This window comes from Janthinobacterium sp. GW821-FHT03C08, assembly GCF_059420905.1.
Genome location: NZ_JBWKUP010000005.1, coordinates 74421 through 96432 on the forward strand (window position 1 = coordinate 74421; position 22012 = coordinate 96432).

Annotated in this window: 22 protein-coding genes and 1 tRNA gene; 16 read left to right on the forward strand and 7 right to left on the reverse strand. The window is 63.3% G+C overall.

All coding sequences use genetic code 11. The features are described 5' to 3' along the window. The first annotated feature begins 146 nt into the window (after positions 1-146). Together AC07VL_RS08250 and AC07VL_RS08255 are read left to right on the forward strand one after the other, a co-directional pair. Complete coding sequence (locus tag AC07VL_RS08250) at positions 147-1325, forward strand: YncE family protein (RefSeq protein WP_494805406.1); 1179 nt, start codon at positions 147-149, stop codon at positions 1323-1325. A 74-nt stretch (positions 1326-1399) separates the two neighbouring features. Further along, a complete protein-coding gene (locus AC07VL_RS08255) occupies positions 1400-1786 on the forward strand; it encodes a hypothetical protein (RefSeq protein ID WP_494805407.1) in 387 nt (128 codons plus the stop codon). An 11-nt stretch (positions 1787-1797) separates the two neighbouring features. Here the strand turns inward: AC07VL_RS08255 and AC07VL_RS08260 are convergent, their stop codons facing one another. Beyond that, on the reverse strand, positions 1798-2712 hold the full coding sequence (locus AC07VL_RS08260; protein WP_494805408.1) for a LysR family transcriptional regulator: 915 nt from the start codon (positions 2710-2712) through the stop codon (positions 1798-1800). A 102-nt stretch (positions 2713-2814) separates the two neighbouring features. Between AC07VL_RS08260 and AC07VL_RS08265 the strand changes: the two genes are divergently transcribed. From AC07VL_RS08265 to AC07VL_RS08280, 4 genes are all read left to right on the forward strand, one after another. Next, positions 2815-3924 carry a muconate/chloromuconate family cycloisomerase gene (locus AC07VL_RS08265; RefSeq protein WP_494805409.1) on the forward strand — a complete coding sequence of 370 codons (1110 nt, stop codon included), beginning with the start codon at positions 2815-2817 and terminating at the stop codon, positions 3922-3924. 11 nt (positions 3925-3935) lie between these two features. Then, positions 3936-4226, forward strand: coding sequence for a muconolactone Delta-isomerase (gene catC, locus AC07VL_RS08270; protein WP_494805410.1), 291 nt, complete (start codon positions 3936-3938; stop codon positions 4224-4226). Between the two features lie 33 nt (positions 4227-4259). Further along, entirely contained in the window at positions 4260-5063 is an 804-nt protein-coding gene (pcaD, locus tag AC07VL_RS08275; RefSeq protein ID WP_494805411.1) for a 3-oxoadipate enol-lactonase, read from the forward strand. 137 nt (positions 5064-5200) lie between these two features. Next, positions 5201-6604: a sodium:solute symporter family protein gene (locus AC07VL_RS08280; RefSeq protein WP_494805412.1), complete on the forward strand. Its 1404-nt coding sequence runs from the start codon at positions 5201-5203 to the stop codon at positions 6602-6604. Between the two features lies 1 nt (position 6605). On the opposite strand, the gene AC07VL_RS08285 is transcribed toward AC07VL_RS08280, so the two are convergent. The 3 genes from AC07VL_RS08285 to AC07VL_RS08295 all read right to left on the reverse strand — a co-directional run bounded on the left by AC07VL_RS08285 (position 6606) and on the right by AC07VL_RS08295 (position 10355). Beyond that, positions 6606-8000 (reverse strand): GntP family permease, encoded by a 1395-nt coding sequence (locus AC07VL_RS08285; RefSeq protein WP_494805413.1) that lies wholly within the window; start codon positions 7998-8000, stop codon positions 6606-6608. 130 nt (positions 8001-8130) lie between these two features. Next, positions 8131-8207: transfer RNA gene (locus tag AC07VL_RS08290), tRNA-Pro, on the reverse strand. Positions 8208-8261: 54 nt separating this feature from the next. Next, entirely contained in the window at positions 8262-10355 is a 2094-nt protein-coding gene (locus AC07VL_RS08295) for an AsmA family protein (RefSeq protein WP_494805414.1), read from the reverse strand. Between the two features lie 124 nt (positions 10356-10479). On the opposite strand from AC07VL_RS08295, the gene AC07VL_RS08300 reads away from it, so the two are divergent. From AC07VL_RS08300 to arsH, 3 genes are read left to right on the forward strand one after another with little or no spacing between them, the layout of a single operon-like run. After that, a complete protein-coding gene (locus tag AC07VL_RS08300) occupies positions 10480-10854 on the forward strand; it encodes an ArsR/SmtB family transcription factor (protein WP_494805415.1) in 375 nt (124 codons plus the stop codon). After that, entirely contained in the window at positions 10851-11273 is a 423-nt protein-coding gene (arsC, locus tag AC07VL_RS08305) for an arsenate reductase (glutaredoxin) (RefSeq protein ID WP_494805416.1), read from the forward strand. The genes AC07VL_RS08300 and arsC overlap by 4 nt, the downstream gene beginning before the upstream one ends. Continuing rightward, positions 11274-12011, forward strand: a complete 738-nt coding sequence (gene arsH / locus AC07VL_RS08310) for an arsenical resistance protein ArsH (protein WP_494805417.1) — start codon at positions 11274-11276, stop codon at positions 12009-12011. It abuts the gene before it with no gap. Between the two features lie 50 nt (positions 12012-12061). Here the strand turns inward: arsH and ispB are convergent, their stop codons facing one another. Next, entirely contained in the window at positions 12062-13051 is a 990-nt protein-coding gene (gene ispB, locus AC07VL_RS08315) for an octaprenyl diphosphate synthase (protein WP_365955432.1), read from the reverse strand. A 304-nt stretch (positions 13052-13355) separates the two neighbouring features. Between ispB and rplU the strand changes: the two genes are divergently transcribed. The 5 genes from rplU (at position 13356) to proB (ending at position 16767) form a co-directional block, all read left to right on the forward strand. Continuing rightward, positions 13356-13667 (forward strand): 50S ribosomal protein L21, encoded by a 312-nt coding sequence (rplU, locus tag AC07VL_RS08320; RefSeq protein WP_038500602.1) that lies wholly within the window; start codon positions 13356-13358, stop codon positions 13665-13667. A 40-nt stretch (positions 13668-13707) separates the two neighbouring features. Beyond that, positions 13708-13980: a 50S ribosomal protein L27 gene (gene rpmA, locus AC07VL_RS08325; protein ID WP_070219281.1), complete on the forward strand. Its 273-nt coding sequence runs from the start codon at positions 13708-13710 to the stop codon at positions 13978-13980. A 108-nt stretch (positions 13981-14088) separates the two neighbouring features. Further along, positions 14089-15198 carry a GTPase ObgE gene (gene obgE, locus AC07VL_RS08330; RefSeq protein ID WP_494805418.1) on the forward strand — a complete coding sequence of 370 codons (1110 nt, stop codon included), beginning with the start codon at positions 14089-14091 and terminating at the stop codon, positions 15196-15198. Between the two features lie 12 nt (positions 15199-15210). Next, a complete protein-coding gene (locus tag AC07VL_RS08335) occupies positions 15211-15621 on the forward strand; it encodes a hypothetical protein (protein ID WP_494805419.1) in 411 nt (136 codons plus the stop codon). A gap of 27 nt (positions 15622-15648) precedes the next feature. After that, positions 15649-16767, forward strand: coding sequence for a glutamate 5-kinase (gene proB / locus AC07VL_RS08340; RefSeq protein WP_494805420.1), 1119 nt, complete (start codon positions 15649-15651; stop codon positions 16765-16767). Positions 16768-16822: 55 nt separating this feature from the next. On the opposite strand, the gene nth is transcribed toward proB, so the two are convergent. Both nth and rsxB read right to left on the reverse strand, forming a co-directional pair. Further along, entirely contained in the window at positions 16823-17470 is a 648-nt protein-coding gene (gene nth, locus AC07VL_RS08345; protein ID WP_494805421.1) for an endonuclease III, read from the reverse strand. Next, positions 17467-18201 (reverse strand): electron transport complex subunit RsxB, encoded by a 735-nt coding sequence (rsxB, locus tag AC07VL_RS08350; protein WP_494805422.1) that lies wholly within the window; start codon positions 18199-18201, stop codon positions 17467-17469. The genes nth and rsxB overlap by 4 nt, the downstream gene beginning before the upstream one ends. 276 nt (positions 18202-18477) lie before the next feature. Between rsxB and AC07VL_RS08355 the strand changes: the two genes are divergently transcribed. Beyond that, positions 18478-19299: a substrate-binding periplasmic protein gene (locus AC07VL_RS08355; protein ID WP_494805423.1), complete on the forward strand. Its 822-nt coding sequence runs from the start codon at positions 18478-18480 to the stop codon at positions 19297-19299. 127 nt (positions 19300-19426) lie between these two features. Further along, positions 19427-21991: a TonB-dependent receptor plug domain-containing protein gene (locus tag AC07VL_RS08360; RefSeq protein WP_494805424.1), complete on the forward strand. Its 2565-nt coding sequence runs from the start codon at positions 19427-19429 to the stop codon at positions 21989-21991. Positions 21992-22012 lie beyond the last annotated feature (21 nt).

A 22012-nucleotide genomic window follows, 5' to 3' on the forward strand; every position in this document is an offset into this window, starting at 1 on the left:
AAATTTTAGGAAAGATTTCCAGCCTTGGCCATCTGAAAAAAAACACCAGTTTGAAAAAGTGCGGCCGTAGAATGATCGGCGCGCACTGGCGGCAAGCGCCGCCGGTCTGGCCTATCCAATGACACTTGAAAGAGGCAGGGGAGACGATGAAGAATAAAAAAATGCTGTTTGTACTGGCGCTGGCCTGCCTGGCCTCGCCGTCCGGACGGGCCGAAATCCTGGCCATGGTCAATTACGAAAGCAAGTCGCCCGAATCACTGAAGTCGCTGAAAAGCCCCGTCGCGCCGCCCTCGCGCAAGGAGGGCATCGCCATCATCGACGTCGACCCTGAGTCGAGCAACTTCGGCAAGATCGTGCGCGATATTCCTCTGCCGCCGGACCTGGTGGTGCACCATATTTTCTACAACCACGACATGAGCAAGGCCTACATCACGGCGCTGGGCAAGACGCAGCTGCGCGTGATGGACATGCGCCACAAGGACTTGCCCATCAAGGTGATCGAGGTGCCTACCTGCCAAGTGGGCGAGGACATCGTCTTTTCGGGTGACCACAAGCGCTGGTATTTGAGCTGCATGGGCTCGCAGGCCGTGCTGGAAGGCGATGCCGTGCACGACAAGCCGGGGCGCACCGTCAAATTGCCGGCGCCGTATCCGCACGGCCTGGCCGTCCACGATGGCATCGACCGCACCCTGCTGACGAGTACCATCCGCCCCACGGATCTGGGCGATGCGGGTGAAGTGATCAGCGTGCTGGAAACGAGCACGGGCAAGGTGCTGGGCACGCACAAGCTGTCGAAAAAGCCGTCGCCGTCGGGCGAGGCTCCCGTGGAGGTGCTGTTCGTCCCGGGCCGCCATCCGCCCGTGGCGTACATCGCCAATATGTACGGCGGCACCGTCTGGACGGCCACGTGGAACCCGGCAACGAAGGATTTCGACACGGCCCAGGTGCATGATTTTGCCGAACAAAAGGCGGGCGTGCCGCTGGAACTGTACTTTAACAAGGGCGCCACGCGGATGTACCTGACGACGGCCAAGCCGGGCCACCTGCATATCTTCGACCTGACGGGCGGCATCGGCAAGCCAAGGCTGGTGAAATCGATACCCGCCGCCGAAGGCGCGCACCACGTGGCGTTCACGAAGGATGGCCGCTATGCCTTCGTGCAGAATGCGCTGCTCAATCTGCCCGGCATGAGCGATGGCAGCATCACCGTCATCGACCTGAAAAAGGAGGCGGTAGTACGCAGCGTCGATACCTTGAAAGACAGGGGCCTCAATCCGAACAGCATCGTGCTGCTGCCGAAGTGGAACGACTTCAAGGGGCACTGAAAGACGCGTTCCGCTAGAATGCCAAGGCGCGGCCAGGCTCGTTGCCAAGGGCCGCCCCTTTGCACTGGCTGAACATGAAATTCATCGATTTTCCCGCCTTGTCCACCTTGGCCGCCGCGTCGGCCGCGGTTACCCAGAAATGCAGCTGCTGCGCCGTCCCGCTCGATGCCTGGCAGCGCCTTCCCACCTCGCTCGAGCTGGACCGCTTTGCAGAAATCGGCACCCTGCGCGAAGATCCGTACGAGGAACCGACCTTCGCCGAGTATCACCCGCAGGGCACGCGCTATGACAGTGCCGACGCGCCCATCGCGCCGCGCTACTATCCCGCCAACCTGAGCCAGGTGGCCCGCTGCCTGGACTGCGGCCGCCACTACCTGCGCTACAACGAGGCGGGCGGCTATTTCACGGAACTGCGCATCCGCGCGCTACTCCCCGAACTGCTGGCCGACGCGCCGTTGTAGCCTGATTTCCGCTACAGGCTTTCCTTGACGTGCGCGATGCCGTGTTCATCGTAGATCGAGTACACGGCGGCGAGGATGTTTTCCAGCTCGGGCGCGCGGTCCATGTGGCGCACGCTGAAGAAGATGGGGGAAAACGCGTGCTGGTCGTCGAGCTTGCGGTAGATGACGTTACGGTGGTGCATGGCTTGCACGCTTTCGGGCACGATGGAAATCCCCTGGCCGGCCGCCACCAGTCCCATGGAAATCTGCAGCTCGCGCACCTCGGTGACGAGGCCCGGCGTGACATTGCCATCGCTGAACATGGCCAGCACCTGGTCGGCAAAGCTGGGCCGGGGCGCTTTCGGATACACGAGCAGGGTTTCATGCGTGAGGTCCGTCAGGCGCAGGCCGCCCTCGCCATGCGCCAGCCGGTGCCCGGGCGGCAGGGCCACCACCAGGCGCTCTTCGCGCAGCAGGATGCGGCGGATGCTGGGGGCCTCGCTTTTTAGGCGCCCGAAACCCACGTCGATGCGGCCTTCCTTGAGCGCCTTGATCTGCTCCACCGTCGTCATCTCGTGCAAGGTCACGTCGACCTCGGGGTGGCGTTCGCAATAGCGATGCACGACATCGGGCAATTCCCCATACAGGGTCGAGGCGACGAAGCCGATCGACAGGGTGCGATCGAGCTTGCCGATGCGCTGCGTCATCGCCTTCAGGTCGCGCACCTGGTCGAGCAGCGGGCGCGCGTGGGCGAGGAAAAACTCGCCCGCCTCCGTCAGCCGCAAGGGCCGCGAGCCTTTCTCGATCAGCGCGACGCCCAGGGTTTCTTCCAGCTGCTGCATCTGCCGGCTCAGCGGCGGCTGCGCGATATGCAGGCGCTCGGCAGCGCGCGTAAAGTTCCTTTCTTCGGCGACCGCGACGAAGTAGCGCAAGTGGCGTAATTCCATCTTCATACCTTTCAGGTATAGGTTCGATACCAACTCGGTGTTGGACGTGGGGACTTTGGGGGCATATCGTGTCACCACTCCACAGAATTATACGGAATAAATATGATTCAAAATATCGAGACCTTCCTGGTCGATGTGCCAACCATTCGTCCGCACAAGCTGTCCGTCGCCACCATGAACACGCAAACCCTGGTACTGGTGCGCGTGCGCTGCGCCGATGGCTTCACGGGCTGGGGCGAAGCCACGACCATCGGCGGCTTGAGCTACGGCGGCGAAAGCCCGGAAAGCATCAAGACGAATATCGATACCTATATCGCGCCCCTGGTGGTCGGCATGGAAGCGAGCCAGGTGGCGAAGGCCATGGCCAAGGTACGCAAGGTTATCCAGGGTAACCGCTTCGCCAAGTGCGCGATCGAGACGGCGCTGCTGGACGCGCAGGCTCGCCGCCTGGGCGTGCCGCTGTCGGAACTGCTGGGCGGCCGGGTGCGCGATGCGCTGCCCGTGGCCTGGGTGCTGGCCAGCGGCGACACCGTGCGCGATATCGCCGAAGGCGAAAAAATGCTGGAGCTGCGCCGCCACCGCATCTTCAAGCTGAAGATCGGCTTGCGCGACGTGATGGACGACGTGGCCCACGTGCTGGAGATCAAGCGGGCGCTGGGCGACCGGGCCAGCGTGCGCGTCGACGTCAACCAGGCCTGGAGCGAGACGGACGCCGTGCGCGGCATCGCCGCGCTGGAAGCGGGCGGCATCGACCTGATCGAGCAGCCCGTCAAGGCGGGCAACCGCGCCGCGCTGGCGCGCCTGAAGCAGCGCTTCGACGTGGCCATCATGGCCGACGAAGCCTTGCACGGTCCCGCCGATGCGCTGGCGCTGGCGCAGGCCGACGCGGCCGACGTGTACGCAGTGAAGATCACGCAGTCGGGCGGCCTGCTGCCGGCGCTGGAAGTGGCCACCGTGGCGCGCCTGGCCGGCGTCGGCCTGTACGGCGGCACCATGCTCGAAGGCGGCATCGGCACGGCCGCCACGGCCCACGTGTGTTCCACGTTCGCCGAACTGGCCTGGGGCACGGAACTGTTCGGGCCACTGCTGCTGACGCAGGAAGTCCTGCGCGAACCGCTGGTGTACCGCGACTTCATGCTGCAGGTGCCGACGGGCCCGGGCCTGGGCGTGGAGATCGATATGGACAAGCTGCGTTCCCTGCAGCGCCAATAAAGGAGAATGCAATGTTATTTCATGTACGCATGAACGTGAACCTGCCCGTCAGCATGCCGGCGGAACAGGCGGCGCTGCTGAAGCAGACGGAAAAGGCACTGGCGCAGCGCCTGCAGCAGGAAGGCAAGTGGCGCCACCTGTGGCGCATCGCCGGGCAGTACGCCAACATCAGCGTCTTTGACGTGGATAGCGTGGACGAGCTGCATGATTTGCTGATCTCGCTGCCCTTGTTCCCCTACATGCAGATCGACGTGATGCCGCTGTGCCGCCATCCGTCGTCCGTGCGCGACGGCGATGCCTGAGCCGCGATGCGGTACGAGCCAAGGACCCATGCCATGAAACAGACGGATAACGGAATTGCCGTGACCACCTCGAACGGGGACGATACGCTCCTGCATTACCGCACCGACGGCCAGCGCGGCAATCCCTGCCTGGTGCTGTCGAATTCCCTGGGCACGGATTTATCCATGTGGGACGCCCAGGCCGCTGCGCTGGCATCGCGATTTTTTGTCGTGCGCTATGACACGCGGGGCCATGGCCTGTCCGTCGGCGGCGACGTGCCATTCGGCATCGAACGCCTGGGCCTGGACGTGGTGGCGCTGCTCGACCACCTGGAGATCGCCCGCGCCGCGTTCTGCGGCATCTCCATGGGCGGCCTGACGGGGCAGTGGCTGGGCATACACCGGCCGCAGCGCCTGCACAAGCTGGTGTTGGCGAACACGGCGGCGCGCATCGGCGGCGCCGAGGCCTGGCTGGCGCGGGCGGCGCTGGTGCGCCGCGACGGCATGGCCGCGGTGGCCGATGGTGCCGCCGGGCGCTGGTTCACGCCGCAGTTCATCGGGCGGGAGCCGGACACGGTAGCGCGCATGGTGGCCATCCTGCGCGGACAGGATGCGGGCGGCTATGCGGCGTGCTGCGAGGCGCTGGCGCAGGCTGACTTGCGTGCCTGCGTTGGCACGCTGGGCGTACCGACCCTGGTTATTGCTGGTGAGCAAGATCCCGTCACCACGCTGGACGATGCGCGCTGGCTGCAGCAGCAGGTCGGGGGGAGCCGCCTGGCAAGCCTGCCGGCCTCGCACATCTCGAACGTCGAGGCGGCGGACTTGTTCACGGCGCAGCTGCGGGCATTTTTATTGTAAGGGTAAGGCTTGCTGTACCGTATCGGTGCGGCGAGAATTTGCTTTGCCCCTGGACACCGCCGCCGGCAAGGCCGGCATGCGGCAGGGGAAGCTTTCTTAAAAAATAATAATAAGAAAAGCAGACTTGGAGTAGACAGATGGAAAACAGATTGATCATCATCGCTGCGATCACGGTGGGTTATTTCGCCCTCATGTCGTACATTACGTATAGCGTGCGCAAGCATGCCAACAGTGCAGAAGGCATGACGGCGGGCGGGCGCAATTTCCCGGCCTACCTGATCGGCGCCCTGCTGCTGTCGGAATTCATCGGCAGTTCCGTCAGCATCGGCACGGCGCAGAAGGGCTATGAGCTGGGCATTTCCGCCGCCTGGAACCTGGTGGCGCTGTCGCTGGGCTTCCTGCTGCTGGCCCTCGTGCTGGTCAAGAAATACAAGGAGAGCGGGCAGTCGACGATTTCCGGCATCCTGGCGCAGACGTATGGCGAGCCCGTGCGCTATGCGGCGTCCATCCTCACCATCGTCGCTCTGGGCATCGTCGCCGTCGCCCTGTATGCGAGCGGCGGCGCCGTGCTGGCCGCCGTGTTGCACATCAATAAAACCGTGGCTATTTTGCTGGTGGGCGCCATTACTGTGATCTATGTCAGCCTGGGCGGCATGCGCTCGGTCGTGTACACGAATTTCGCCCATTCCATCGTCAAGTACCTGGGCGTGATCCTGGCGCTGGCGTATGCGCTGGAAGCGACGGGCGGCATCGGCGCGCTGCAGGCGCAGCTGCCGGCCAAGATGTTCAACTGGGTGGAAATCGGCTGGGGCCAGATCATCGCCTGGATGATCGGCGGCATCGGTTCCATCTTCGCCACGCAATACGTGATCCAGGCGCTGGTGAGCACGGACAATCCGGCCGTCGCCAAGCGCGCCTGCTACTACGTGTCGTCCTTGATGATCCCGTTCGGCCTGATGGCGGCCCTGATCGGCATGTGCAGTTCCGTGTTGTATCCCGGCATGAAATCCATCGATGCCTTCCCGACACTGATCGCCCACATGCCCGCGTTTTCCGCCAGCATCATGGTGGTCGGCCTGGCTGGCGCGCTGTTCGGCGGCATTTCCGCCACCACCCTGGCATCGGCCACCCTGGCCATGAAGGATTTTTACGATCCCTGGTTCAACAAGGCAAAAAACGACGCGAAATCGATGCTATTCCTGCGCATCGCCATCGTCGTGGCAGGCCTGCTGCCGCTGGTGCTGGCCCTGTATGCGGAAAAACTGCTGATGATCGCCTTTCTCGGCAAGGCCTTGCGCGCCACCCTGGCCGTGCTGGTGCTGATGGCCTTCTATGCGCCGAAGTTCGGCACGCCGCGCGGCGCCTTCATCGGCGTGATCGTGTCCGTGATCGCCACCATCGGCTGGTTCCTGGCAGGCAATCCGTACGGCGTCGACAGTTCCTACCTGGCGCTGGCCGGCCCGCTGCTGACCATGGGCATCAGCCACCTGTTCAAGCCGGCGCAGGCCATGGCGGACCCGGCGCCGTCCTCGCGGCCGTAGACTACACCAGCCCCGTCATGTAATAGATGCCGATCACGAAAAACACGATGACGGTCTTGATGATGGTGATACCGAAGATGTCGCGGTAGGACTGGCGGTGCGTCAGGCCCGTGACGGCCAGCAGGGTGATCACGGCGCCATTGTGCGGCAGGGTATCCATGCCGCCGCTGGCCATGGCCACCACGCGGTGCATCACTTCCAGCGGGATGTGCGCCTGTTGGGCGGCCTGGATAAAACTGTCCGACATGGCGGCCAGCGCGATGCTCATGCCGCCCGAGGCGGAGCCCGTGATGCCGGCCAGCGTCGTCACGGAAACGGCCGCATTGACGAGCGGATCGGGCACGCTGCGCAAGGTGTTGCTGACGGCAAGGAAACCGGGCAGGGCGGCGATGACGCCGCCGAAGCCATATTCGGATGCCGTATTCATGGCCGCCAGCAAGGCGCCGCCCACGGCCGCCTTGGTGCCTTCGGCAAAGGCGGCGCGGATGCGCCCGAACGCCGTCACGCACACGAGCAAGATGCCCAGCAGCAAGGCGCCTTCCACGGCCCAGATGCCGGTCACGGAAGCGATGGCCGTCGACACGGGCGCATGCAGGCCCGGCAGCGCGTCGGCGGAGAGCACATAGCTGTCGCCATACCAGTGGGGGATCAGCTTGGTCAGCGCAAAGTTGGCCACGCCGACCAGCACCAGGGGGGCCACCGACAGCAGCGGATGGGGCAGGTCGCCCGCGTCGGTCGTGGACTTTTCGGCCTCGGCCCCGTAGCCTTCGCCCGTCGCCATGACGGAACGGCGCCGCCATTCGAGGAATGCCAGGCCAGACACCACCGTCAGCACGGCGCCGATGGTGCCCAGCCACGGCGCGGCCCAGCCGGTCGTGTTGAAAAAGGTGGTGGGGATGATGTTCTGGATTTGCGGCGTGCCGGGCAAGGTATCCATGGTGAACGAAAACGCGCCCAGGGCGATGGCGCCCGGCATCAGCCGCTTGGGGATATTACTTTGCCGATACAGTTCGGCCGCAAAGGGATACACGGCAAACACCACCACGAACAGCGATACCCCGCCGTACGTCAGCGCGCCGCACACGGCCACGATGACGGCATTCGCCCGCGCGCTGCCGATATAGCGGATGGCGGCCACGACGATGGACCGGGAAAAACCGGACAGCTCGATGAGTTTGCCGAACACGGCACCGAGCAAAAAGACGGGGAAATACAGCTTGATGAAGCCCACCATCTTTTCCATGAAGATGCCGCTGAACACGGCCGGCACGGCGGACGGATCGGTGAGCAGCACGGCGCCCAGTGCGGCCACGGGTGCAAACAGGATCACGCTGTAGCCGCGGTAGGCCGCCAGCATGAGGAAGGCCAGAGCGGCCAGAACTATCAGGAAAGACATATGACCGGGCCCTCGCGCGAGAAGTGTACGGGATACTAATTTCTCAATTAATATCATACTTCCCAGCAACACACCAACGCACAGGTCAAGGTGTCAGCAGTCGATGTTGGCCGGGCCAGGGGGAAGGGGCTGGTCGGGGTGAGAGGATTCGAACCTCCGGCCTCTGCGTCCCGAACGCAGCGCTCTACCAGGCTGAGCCACACCCCGCTTACTCGTATTACAGCAGATGGCGGGGCGGGTTTCAAGCGGCTGCGTCAAGGCTTATTTCTTTTCTTGCTGCGCTTTCTGGATGTCCGCCTCGCTGACTTTTTTTGCCGGTGCATTCGTCGCCGGCGAAGTGGGCGCCTTGCGCGTGGCGTTCGCTTGCGCCATGACGGCGGCGCAGTCCGTGTCGGGGGCCTTGTCGACGTTGACCAGGGGCAGCAGGGCCGCCAGCGGCGTGACGACGGTGGCCAGCGCCACGGCGGCGCCCGCCTTCAAGGCGAGCGGGCCTTTTTGCGGACCCACGTCCGGGTTCTTGAACGTGCCTTTCGCGTACAGCGGCGTGCGCAGGGTGATGATGCGCGCGCCCTTGGTACGCGGGCGCACGTCGAGGTCCAGGGTTTCATGGGCGAGGTTGACGTTGCCCGTGACGTTGACGACGGCCGTGTCCGTATCGAGCACGAAGCGGCGCACGTCGGCCTGGCCGTTCGTCACGGCGAAGTCGCTGGCCAGGCAGTTCAGGTGCACCTGCTTGTCGCCGAAGATTTTCACGAAGACGGCATTGGCCAGGTTCAGGCCCGCCAGTTCCAGCATGAACTGGCTGACGGAACCTTCGCTGACGGTGGCGGCCAGTTCGCCATTCGCGCTGGCCAGCATGGCGGAGACGGAATTGCCATGGCCCGTCAGTGCCGCGTCGCCATACACTTCGCCGAAACTGGCCTGCATTGATTGCAGCTTGGGAAACAGTTCGCGAATTTTGAGGTGGCGCGCCGCCACCTTGGCTTGCGCGGCGATGGTTTTCTGGCGGCCGTCGAGCGTGATGTTCGACGTGATGTCGCCGCCCGCCATGCCGAAGTTGAGCGGCGTCAAACTGAGCACCTTGTCTTTCATGTGGATGTTGGCAACGATGTCGTTGAAGGGAATGTCGTGCGTGCGCACCAGTTTCTTGCCCGTGAATTTCACGTCGGCGTCAAGCGCATCCCATTTGGCCGTATTGAACTGTTCCACCGGCAAGGCCTTGCCGTCCGGCTGCACGGGCGCCTTGCCGCGTGCCTGTTTCTGTGCATTGCTGTCGGCGCCGATGGTGGGCCCCAGGTCTTCCAGGCGCAGCTGCTGCGACGTCACGTCGCCGCGCAGCAGGGGGCGGGGCTGGCGCGGCAGATATTGCAGGGTGCCGGCCAGGTCGCTCTGGCCCACCGTGCCCTTGAAGTTCTGGTACGTCCAGTTCCAGGCGTCGCCATCCTTCTTGCCCAGCAGGCGGCCCTTGGTGGCGTAGTCCGGCGTTTCCGGCAGCAGCACGCCCGTCAGCGGGTACAGGTCGGCCATGCTGGCGCCTGCCAGGCTCAGCTGCAAATCGATGCCCGACAGCGAGCGCGGGTCCGTCAGGGTGCCATCGATGCTGGCCTTGTTCTTGCCCAGCACGGCGTGTGCCTGCACGGGATACACGGTGTTATTGTCGGTCAATGACAGCACGGCGCCCGCCTTGCCGACGCCCGTCACGGGCGCCTTGCGGTAGCTGCCACCCAGGGTAAATGCAATGCCGTATTTTTGCACGGGGGTATTGTCTTGCCCATCGCCCGGCGTGGCGTCGGGCGCCGTCGAGCTGACCTTGGCGTGCACGTCCAGCGCGATGCCTTCATCGAGGTAGCGGATGGTCCCGTCGGCGAAGGCCATGCGCTGGATGTCCACTTCCCATGGCGACGGGCCATTGTCCTTCAAGGTCCAGCTGTTGCTGCCGTCGGCGCGCCGCTGCAGGGCGATCTGCGGCGCGTCCAGCGCCAGGTCCGTCAGCACCACCTTGTGCTGCAGCAGGGGCAGCGGGTGGAGGGCCACGTCGATGCGCCTGGCGCTGGCCATCTGCGGGCCGGCCGTGGCCCAGTCCGGGTTGCTCATGCGCACATCCTCGGCGCTGATGCGGGGGCGCGGCACGTAGCGGCGCCAGCCCGGTTCCGTCTTCAGTCCCTGCTGCCATTGCACTTTCAGGTCGCCGGCGATGACGAAGCTGCGGCCCGTGCTGTCCGACACCTTCTGGTTGATGTAGGGGCGGGCGCGGTTCCAGTCGAAGGTCAGCACGAGGATGACCAGGATGGCGAGGAGGGCGAGCAGGCCGGCCAGGCCCCAGCCGAGGATTTTCAGGGGTGTCGAGCGTGTCATGGGTAGCCAATCGCAATGATTTTTTTATCAAGGTAGGCCGAATGGCCATGCCGGTCGGTGCGCTGGGTTACGTAGGCGCAGATGAAGGCTGGCATTAATTCCATAATTCGATTATTATTGAAATATGGAAAATGAAAAGACAAGCGCTGTGCCGCCAGCGCCGCTGACCAGTACGGCAGCCATTGCGGCCCTGGCCGCGCTGGCGCAGGAATCGCGGCTGGCCGTGTTCCGCTTGCTGGTGCAGGCGGGGCCGCAAGGCATGGCCGCCACGAAAATCGCCGAGGCGCTGGCCATCGCACCGTCGTCCCTGTCGTTTCACTTGAAAGAGTTGGCGCATGCCAATCTGGTGACGGCGAGCAAGGCGGGGCGTTCCATCATCTACGCGGCCAATTACGCGGGCATGAACGGCTTGCTGGCCTTCCTGACCGAGAACTGCTGCGCGGGCGCGCCGTGCTGCCTGCCGGGCACCACCACTTTACCGAAGGAAACCACGACATGAGCATCACGATTTATCACAACACGGCCTGCGGCACGTCGCGCAACACCCTGGCCCTGATCCGCAACACGGGTGTCGAGCCCGTCATCATCGATTACGTGAAGCACCCGCCTTCGCGCGAGGAACTGGTCGACCTGATCCAGCGTGCGGGCCTGTCCGTGCGCGCCGTCATGCGCGACAAGGGCGCCCTGTACGAGGAGCTGGGCCTGGCCAATCCGGACCTGCCCGACGCGGCCCTGCTCGATGCCATGCAAGCCCATCCGATCCTGATCAACCGCCCCATCGTCCTCACGGAACTGGGCGTGCGCCTGTGCCGGCCGTCGGAAAAGGTGCTGGACATCCTGCCGCTGCCGCAGCAAGGGGCGTTTGCCAAGGAAGATGGCCAGGCCGTGGTGGGCGACGACGGCAAGCCGGTGGCCTGAATGAGTGATTTAACCAATGAGTTGCCCAACATCAGCGCCGCCCACCTGGACGTGCCGGACCTGGACAAGCTTGCGCCGGCGCTGCTGTCCACGCACGCGCCGCGCATCCTGCTGCTGTACGGTTCCTTGCGCGAACGCTCGTACAGCAAGCTGCTGACGCTGGAAGCGGAGCGCATCCTGCGCCATTTCGGCGCCGACACGCGCGTGTTCGATCCGCACGGCTTGCCTATGGTCGACAGCGTGTCGCCCGAGCACCCGAAAGTGCAGGAACTGCGCGCGTTGTCGCTATGGTCGGAAGGGCAGGTGTGGTGCAGTCCCGAGCGCCATGGCGCCGTCACGGGCGTGTTCAAGTCGCAGATCGACTGGCTGCCGCTGGAAACGGGCAGCGTGCGTCCCACGCAGGGGCGAACTCTTGCGGTAATGCAAGTGTCGGGCGGCTCGCAATCGTTCAATGCCGTCAACGGCTTGCGCGTGCTGGGACGCTGGATGCGCATGGTGACGATCCCGAACCAGTCGTCCGTCGCCAAGGCCTACCAGGAATTCGACGACGAGGGCCGCATGAAGCCGTCGCCGTATTACGAGCGCCTGGTCGACGTGATGGAAGAGTTGTACAAATTTACCTTGCTCGTGCGCGATCGGCGCGACTACCTGGGCAGCCGCTACAGCGAACGGCTGGAAGCGGCGCCGGCCAGCGTGCAGGAATTGGCGAATGCGGCCATGGAGCATGAACGGCAGTAATAGAAACGGCGCCATCGGCGCCGTTGTCTTTGCTGTAGCGCAAACCGCGATCAGTGATTGCGGTCCACGGCAAACGAGCACAGTTGCAGCATGGATTGCTTGTAGACGCTGTCCGGCCAGCCGGCGATGGCATCGGCGGCGCGCTGGCCGGCGATTTCCGCCTGCTGGCGCGTGTAGTCGAGGGCGCCGCTGTTGGTGATGGCGGCCAGGATGGCGTCGAAATGCTGTTCGTCGCCCTGCTCGATGCAGCTGCGTACCAGCTCGCGCTGCTCCGCCGTGCCGTTTTCCATCAGCCAGATCAGCGGCATCGTCGGTTTGCCTTCGCGCAAGTCGTCGCCCACGTTCTTGCCGATTTCGGCGGCGTCGCCGGCATAGTCGAGCACGTCGTCGATCAACTGGAAGGCCGTGCCCAGCGAGCGGCCGTATTCGGCAGCCGCTTCGATGTCGGCTTCGCTGGCGCCGGCGATCAGGGCGCCCAGTTGCGCCGACGCTTCGAACAGCTTGGCCGTCTTCGAGCGGATGACGTTCAGGTAGCTTTCCTGCGTCACGTCCGGATCGTGCATGTTCAGCAACTGCAGCACTTCGCCTTCGGCGATCACGTTGGTGGCGTCGGAGAGGATTTGCATGACGCGCATATTGTTCAGCGAGACCATCAGCTGGAACGAGCGCGAGTGCAGGAAGTCGCCCACCAGCACGGAGGCGGCATTGCCGAACAGGGCATTGGCCGTCTGGCGTCCGCGGCGCATCGACGATTCATCGACGACATCGTCATGCAGCAAGGTGGCGGTATGGATGAATTCGACCACTGCAGCCAGTTCATGGTGTGCCGTGCCACGATACGCGTGGGCATTGGCCACCAGCAGGATCAGCACGGGGCGGATGCGTTTGCCGCCAGCGCTGATGATGTATTCGGCGATCTGGTTGATCAGAATCACATCGGAATGCAGTTTTTGGCGGATCACCGTGTTGACTGCGTCCATATCGGCGGCAATCGTTTGCACGATGGTGTTTTGGTTAACGTGTTTGTTAGCGTCAGACAAGGCGAACCTGCAATAGATTGTGGGTGCCGCGATTATACGACATGGCTTGCACGCGCGTGATGTTTGGCTATGGCTGTCGAGCAATTGATTGTTCTTATTGTCATTGGCGCGCGTTTTCCTGTCTGCCCCGCGCAAGCCTGACATCGTGTCCAGGTTGTCGACATACCACGATCGTCCAGCTTTGTGAATAGTTTTTGACGCAATTTCTCAGTCCGTGTATAATCGCTGGTTCCCCCTGTTGTGTACGGCTTGCTTTGCACGGCGTTGGGACAAATTCTTTCAACATTTGATGAGGTTTCAAATCATGTACGCGGTCATAAAAACCGGTGGCAAACAATACAAAGTTGTCGCTGGCGAAAAACTTAAAGTAGAACAGATACCGGCAGACATTGGTTCCGAAATCACCATCGATCAAGTTCTCGCAGTAGGCGCGGGCGACACCATTAAATTTGGTGCGCCATTGGTCGAAGGTGCAACGGTACTGGTTACGGTTGTGGCGCATGGTCGCCATGATAAGGTCAAAATTTTCAAGATGCGTCGTCGTAAGCACTACCAGAAGCATCAAGGCCATCGCCAGAATTTTACCGAAATCCAAATCGTTTCGATCAACGGCTAATCGCCGCTGTTTGAATTAATCAGCTATCAAGGAGTCTTAAATGGCACATAAAAAAGGCGGCGGCACAACGCGAAACGGCCGTGATTCAGAATCAAAACGTCTTGGCGTTAAAGTCTACGGCGGCCAAGCTATCAATGCTGGCGGCATCATCATTCGTCAACGCGGCACCCCAGTGCGCGCCGGCGAAGGCGTAGGCATGGGCAAGGACCACACTCTGTTCGCGTTGATCGCTGGCAAAGTGAAGTTCGTTGTCAAAGGTGCTGGCTCGAAGCAATTCGTGACCGTTGTACCAAACGAAGCAGTACCAGCGTAATTCATCGCGGAGCGCGTGCTCCGCATGATCGCATGATGTAAGGCGCAAGCCTTCAATCGAAAGGCTCTGCCCAAGGTAGAGCCTTTTTAGTTTTATGGCGGCAAAATTATGAAGTTTATCGACGAAGCAAAAATCGAAGTCATCGCGGGCGATGGCGGCAACGGCTGCGCATCTTTCTGCCGTGAAAAATTCCGGCCTTTCGGCGGCCCCGATGGCGGCGATGGCGGTAAGGGCGGGTCCATCTGGGCCGTGGCCGACCGCAATATCAACACGCTCGTCGATTTCCGCTTTTCCAAAATGCACAAGGCTCGCAATGGCGAGCCTGGCCGTGGCGCGGATTGCTATGGCAAGGGCGCGGATGATATCCACCTGCGCATGCCGGTCGGCACCTTGATCATCGACAACGCGAGCGGCGAAATCCTGGCCGACCTGACCGAACACGGCCAGATCGAACTGCTGGCCAAGGGCGGCGAAGGCGGCTGGGGCAATATCCACTTCAAGTCCTCGACCAACCGCGCACCGCGCCAAAAAGGCGAGGGCAAGGAAGGCGAACGCCGCGAACTGCGCCTGGAACTGAAGGTACTGGCTGACGTGGGCCTCTTGGGCATGCCGAACGCCGGCAAGTCGACCTTTATTTCGGCCGTGTCGAACGCGCGCCCGAAAATCGCCGACTACCCGTTCACCACCCTGCACCCGAACCTGGGCGTGGTGCGCGTGTCGCACGAGAAGAGCTTTGTGATCGCCGATATTCCCGGCTTGATCGAAGGCGCTTCCGAAGGCGCGGGCCTGGGCCATCAATTCCTGCGCCACTTGCAGCGCACGGGTCTGCTGTTGCACATCGTCGACCTGGCGCCGTTTGAAACCAACGTCGATCCTGTCAAGGAAGCCAAGGCGCTGGTCAAGGAGCTGAAAAAGTACGACGAGTCGCTGGTCGACAAGCCGCGCTGGCTGGTGTTGAACAAGCTCGACATGGTGCCGGAAGAAGAGCGCAAGAAGCTGGTGAAGGACTTCCTCAAGCGTTTCGCCTGGAAAGGTCCCGTGTTCGAGATGTCCGCGCTGAACCATCAAGGTTGCCCGGAACTGGTGAATGCGATTTACCAGCATCTGGAAGAGAAGAAACACAGCGAAAGCCGTGCCGAAGAAACGCAGATGACCGAAGAAGCACGCGGTATCTCGTCGATCGACCCGGATGATCCACGTTTCAAGATTCTCGACTAAGGCATTATCCTGATGTCGGTACAAGCGGCCGCTGTCGCGCCAGCGCGCAAGCAAGCGTGGCAGCGCCGTGTATTGCATCTGATCGCGTATGCTTACGGGCTGAGCGCGGTCGCCTGTTTGCTGTTCGCCGACGAGATGGCGGCCGGCATGGGCATCTTCCTCAATGGCGTCAACGGCTACAGCCAGTTCTACGCCTCCCATGTCGGCCTCTGGGGCGCCACCGCGCTCCTGGCGCTGTTCGCAGCACGGCAGGGCGAACCGCCCGTCTACCGCGATCTCACTGCAATGTTGGTCCTGGCGCAGCCCGCCGGCCGGTTGTTTTCGGCCATCAGCTTCGGCTTGCCCCAGGGTTTTGTGTTGTTCATGTGCGCAATGGAGTTGCTGGCAGGGCTGGCCTTGCTGCTGCTGCGTCCTGCGCGCTGACGTCTATCAAGTGAAGAGCGCCGCCCCATGGATTCCGTGATTCAAAAAGCAACCCGCATCATCATCAAAGTCGGCTCCTCGCTGGTCACCAACGACGGCCGCGGGCTTGACCATGCCGCCATCGCCCGCTGGGCCGCGCAGATCGCCGGCTTGCGCGCCCTGGGCAAGCAAGTCGTGCTCGTTAGCTCCGGCGCCATCGCCGAAGGCATGCTGCGCCTCGGCTTCGAGCAACGCCCCACCGATATCCACGAATTGCAGGCCTGCGCCGCCGTCGGCCAGATGGGCCTGGCGCAAATCTATGAAAGCAGCTTCCGCGCCCACGGTCTGGGCACGGCGCAGGTGCTGCTGACGCACGCCGACCTGGCCGACCGCGAACGCTACCTGAACGCCCGCTCCACCCTGACGACTTTGCTGCGCCTGGGCGTGGTGCCGATCATCAATGAAAACGACACGGTCGTCACGGATGAAATCAAGTTCGGCGACAACGATACCCTGGGCGCCCTGGTGGCCAACCTGATCGAGGCCGATGCCCTGGTCATCCTGACGGACCAGCACGGCCTGTTCTCGGCCGACCCGCGCAAGGACCCCAGCGCTTACCTGATCACGCAAGGCATCGCCGGCGACCCCGCCCTGGAAGCGATGGCCGGCGGCGCCGGTTCCAGCCTGGGCCGGGGCGGCATGCTGACGAAAATCCTCGCCGCCAGGCGCGCCGCCAAGTCCGGCGCCCATACCATCATCGCTTGGGGCCGCGACAGCGACGTGCTCAGCCGCCTCGCCAAAGGCGAAGCGATCGGCACGGAGTTGCGGGCACAAACGGGGCAGTTGACGGCACGCAAGCAGTGGATGGCCGATCACCTGCACACGGCCGGCGCCGTCGTGCTGGACGCGGGCGCCGTGCAAAAGCTGCGCCAGGAAGGCAAGTCCCTGCTGCCGATCGGCGTGACGGGCGTGAATGGCGAGTTCGGCCGCGGTGCCGTGATCACCTGCGTCGATGCCGACGGCGTGCCCGTGGCGCGCGGCCTGTCCAACTACACGAGCGGCGAAGCGCGCCGCATCATGCGCAAGCCATCCACCGAGATCGAAGCCATCCTCGGCTACATGGAAGGCCATGAGCTGATCCACCGCGACAATATGGTCTTGCTGTAGGCGTCCACTTGCTGCGAATGACAAAAACGGCCCTTGCGGGCCGTTTTTTTTTGCCTTACACCACGGCCGGCATCGGCGACTTGTCCTTGTAATCGCACAGGTCGGCAATCATGCAGTTCCAGCATTGGGGCTTGCGCGCCGTGCACGTGTAGCGGCCGTGCAGGATGAGCCAGTGGTGGGCGTCGTGCAGGAATTCCTTGGGGATGAATTTCAGCAGCTTTTGCTCGACGATATCGACATTCTTGCCCGGCGCAATGCCCGTGCGGTTCGAGACGCGGAAGATGTGCGTATCGACGGCCATAGTCGGTTCGCCAAACGCCGTGTTCATGACCACGTTGGCCGTCTTGCGGCCCACGCCGGGCAAGGCTTCCAGCGAGGCGCGGTCGCGCGGCACTTCGCCGCCGTGCTGCTCGAGCAGGATCTGGCAAGTGGCGATGACGTTCTTGGCCTTGGTGCGGAACAGGCCGATGGTACGGATGTAGCTGGCCAGCTCGTCGACGCCCAGCGCCAGCATGGCGGCCGGTGTATTGGCGACCGGATACAGCAGGCGCGTCGCCTTGTTGACGGATACGTCCGTAGCCTGCGCCGACAGCAGCACGGCGATCAGCAGCTCGAACGGCGTCGTGTATTCGAGCTCGGTTTTCGGGGAAGGGTTGGCGGCGCGGAAGCGCGTAAAGATTTCCAGGCGTTTGGCGGCGTTCATGCGTCTTTTTTCGGCGTGTTGGGGGAGGGGGCGTCGGTCTTGGCTGCGGCGCTGGCGGCGGCCTTGGCGCGCGCGCGCTCCATGGCGGCGGCGATGATGGCGCGCTTGCGCTCTTTCTCCGCCTGTTCGTCGGGCGCGGCGGGCACTTCCTGCGTCACTTCCTGCATCTTGGCAACGGCCTTGGCGGCCAGGCGCGCCTCGTTTTCCTCGCTTTCGCGGCGCAGGCGCTGCGTGCGGAAATCGTGGCGCGCGCGCGCGTCGTCGGCATCCGTCTGGCTCCACGCGTCCCAGCCCGTGGCGTCGCCGCTGACCGGGTACATGACGATGCAGTCGACGGGGCAGGGCGCCACGCACAGATCGCAGCCCGTGCACAGGCTGGTGACTACCGTATGCATCTGCTTGGCGGCGCCGACGATGGCGTCGACGGGACAGGCCTGGATGCACAGGGTACAGCCGATACACAGCGATTCATCGATGTAGGCGACAGATCGCGGACGTTCGAGGCCGTTGACGGGATTGAGCGGAATGACTTTTTTGCCCAGCAAGCTGGCCAGGCGCACGATGCCCTGCGCGCCGCCGGGCGGGCACTGGTTGATGTCGGCGTTGCCGGCGGCGATCGCTTCCGCATACGGGCGGCAGCCGTTGTAGCCGCATTTGGTGCATTGCGTTTGCGGCAGCAGGTCTTCAATCTGGTCGGCAAGTGAGGGAGGGGCAGGGTGCGGCACGGTCATCTTCCACGGTAAAACGCCATTATCGGCCATCCGGGCCGCGCACAAGGAAAAACCTGTTTCCCGGGAGGGGATAGCATGGTGTCGCGGCTGGCTGTTGCGGGTGCGCCGCAATCGTATTTTATTTCCCATAAGAATGTCAAAGTGCAAATAAACAACTTTGAAAATTCTTTTTTTTGTGGGAGCATGATTTTTATCAAGAAAGACTTTCAGAAAGCCGACCGCCAGTCCTGTTGTCGCGCCTGCAGGACAAGGCGCGCCGGGCCATAGGAGCAGAGCATGCGTTTCCTCCGGACAGTTGGTTTGCCCTTCTGTTTATCCCTGCTGTCTGCCGTGGCGCACGGCCAGACCGCATCCGCCATTGCGGCACCGGGCGTGGCAGCGTCGCGCATCGTCCGCTTTGCCGCGGAAGACTGGCCCCCCTTCATTTCCGCCAGCCTGCCTGCCGATGGCATGTCGGGCGCCATGGTCAGCGCCGTCTTCGAGCGCCTCGGCTATGTGGCCCGGTACGAGTACTTTCCCTGGAAGCGGGCCATGCAGTTTGGCCTGTCCAGCCCCCGCTATGCAGGCTTCCTGGCCGTCTGGCGGACGCCCGAGCGGGAACGGCTCTGCCATTTTTCTGTGCCGGTTGGCAATACGCAGGGCGTGCTGGCGTATCTGAAGGAAGACGGCGCGCCGGGTGCGAGCCTGGCCGAGCTGGGCAAGCTGCGCATTGGCACCGTGGCTGGTTATTCAAACGGGGAACAGTTCGATGGCATGGTGGCACGCGGCGAGCTGAAGACGGAAGAGGGCTTGAACGACGCGACGAATCTGAAAAAGCTGTTGATCAAGCGCTACCGCGTGATCGTCATCGAACGCCATGTCCTCCAGCATTTGCTGATGGGACGCAACTTCAGCAAAGCCGAGCGGGAACGCATCGCCATCGTCGATACCGTGTTCAAGGAGCGTACCGTGCATGTCTGCTTCCAGCGCACCGCGGAAGGTGCCGCGCAGCAAAAGCGTTTCAACGAAGCGGCCCGTGAAATCGATACGGCCAGGCTCGAGCGCGATTACTGGAAGCGCCTGGACCAGAGCCTGGCCACGGCGCCGCCCGGTTCCTGAGGCGCTGCGCCACTGTTGTTTGTTGCCAAAACGAAATATCTAAATACGAAACCATTCGTTCTTGTTTGTTTGTCCATCCTTTAGTCTGCAGCCACTGTGTTGACGACTCTTGAAAGGATGTTTTCGTATGCTGCAACTGATTTACAGGCAAGTCCCGGCACCCCGCCTGCGGCCGCTGGCGCAAGCCGTCACCGCTGCCGTGCTGGCGCTCGCGCTGCCCGCCCTGGGTCATGCGCAAGCGGCACCGGCCGAAGAGGGCGCGCTGGCCGCAGGCCCCCTGGAAGCGGTCATCGTCACGGGCGCGCGCGGCACGGGACGCACGGTGGCCAACAGCGCCGCGCCCATCGATGTCATCAGCGCGCAGCAATTGCTGGCGACGGGCAAGCTGAACCTGCTCGAGGCGCTGGACACGGCCTTGCCTTCATTCAACCTGCCGGCGCGGGTGCAGCCCGACCTGGGCAGCATCGTGCGCGCCGGCCAGCTGCGCAACCTGGACCCGTCGCATACCCTGGTGCTGGTCAATGGCAAGCGCCGCCATACGACGGCCATCGTCAATGAAGATGGTTTTCCCGGCTCCGTCGCCACCGACCTGGCCCTGATTCCCACGGGCGCCATCGCCCGCGTGGAAATCCTGCGCGACGGCGCCTCGGCCATCTACGGCTCCGATGCGATTGCCGGCGTCATCAACATCATCCTGAAAGCCGATGACAAGTTCAGCGCCAGCACGCAGCTCGGTTCCACCTACGCCGGCGATGGCACGAACGGCCATGTACGCATCGATGGCGGCACGCGCCTGGGCGAGCACGGCTTTGCCCACTTCGGCGCCGAGTACCAGCGCCAGGGCATTGCCGTGCGCAACTTCGGCTTGAATCCCGGCTACCTGTCCTATCCGGCCGTGCGCAACAGCGATGGCCAGCTGGTCAAGCTGGGGCCGAACAACAGCTTGCCGGCCGGCGCTGCGCCGAACCCGGCGGAAGCGACGCGCAACAGCAATCCATGGCGCAACACGGGCGTGCCGCAAAGCACGACTACGTCGCTCAGCGCCAACCTGGGCTATGACGTCTCGCCCGACGTGCAACTGTACGGCTTCGGCACGTACGCTCACCGCGATGCCCGCTCGGCGCAGAATTTCCGCCTGCCCAATACGATTTTCAATAACAACCGCGGCTTGCTGTCCGTGTATCCGGACGGTTTCACGCCGTATGAAACGACGAGTGAAAACGATTTTTCCCTGACGGGCGGCATCAAGGGCGAGACAGCGGGCTGGGCCTGGGACCTGAGCACGACCTACGGCCGCGACGACATCGACGTGGGGGTGGAGAACTCGGCCAATTATTCGCTGGTCTATCCGGGCGGCAAGACCGATTTTGATATCGGCAATCAGCGCTACAGCCGCTCGACGACGAACGCGGACGCGCGCCGCTCCTTGCCGCTGGGGCTGGCCGAGCCGGCCGACCTCAGCGTCGGTCTCGAGTATTCGCATGAAACCCAGCAGCGCAGCCCGGGCGAGCCCGCGTCCTGGCAGGGCAGCGGCTCGTCGGCGCTGGCGGGCTACCTGCCCGTCGATGCATCCGACACGGCCCGTCACAGCTACGCGGCGTATATCGGCCTGGGTGCCAAACTGACGCCGCAATTGCTGCTCGACACGGCCTTGCGCGCCGAAAAGTACTCCGATTTTGGCAGCAAGACGACGGGACGCCTGTCGGCCCGCTACGACTTCGCGCCGACGGTGGCTGTGCGCGGCACCGTCAGCAACGGTTTTCATGCGCCCAGCCTGGTGACGCAATCGTATGCGAACACGTCCGACCATGCGGGCGTGCCCTACACCCTGGCGCAGCCCAATTCGGCGGCCGCGCGGGCCCTGGGCGCGCAAGCGCTGAAACCGGAAAAATCGACGAATCTGTCTGCCGGCCTGACCTTCAATCCGACGGCCACCCTGCGCCTGGCCGTTGATGCGTATCAAATCAAGGTCAGCGACCGGCTGGGCGTGTCGTCGAACATCGGCATCGACCGCAGCTCGGGCGTGGCGCTCGACGGCAGCGGCCGGACCCTGACGGCGGCGCAAGCGACGGTGATCGAAAACCTGCTGCGCTCGGCCGGATTGACGGTGGGCAATGGCTTGGTGGCGCATTACTTTGCCAACGTGGGCGACACGCGCACGCGCGGCCTCGATTTCACGGCCGAGGACGTGCTGCGCGTGGCGGACGGCAAGCTGCGCTGGACGGCGGCGGCGAACATCAACCACACGAGCCTGGTGGGCAAGGCGGACCTTCCCGCCGTGCTGCAAGGCCTGCCGAACATCGGCACCCTGAGCAAGTCGGCCGAGTACGACTTGCTGTACCGCGCGCCGCGCGACAAGGAAATTGTCACCGTGGCGTATGAAAAGGCAGGCTGGACGCTGAACGTGCGCGAGACGCGCTACGGCAAGCTCAAGCGCCTGAATGCCATCACGGGCGGCGACTACCAGCTGAAGGCCGCCTTCGTGACGGACGTGAGCGTGGGTTACGACATCAGCAAGCGCATCAACGTGACGGTGGGCGCCAACAATGTCTTCGACCAGAAGCCGGGCCAGGTGCCGCGTGAAGCGCGCAGCGCGGCGAATCTGGCGCAGTACACGGGCGCGTACGACAACTCCGGGCCACTAGGCGTCCTCGGCGGCTATTACTACGCCCGTGCCACGATTCAATTTTGATCTGGCGACGCTATCTCCCTA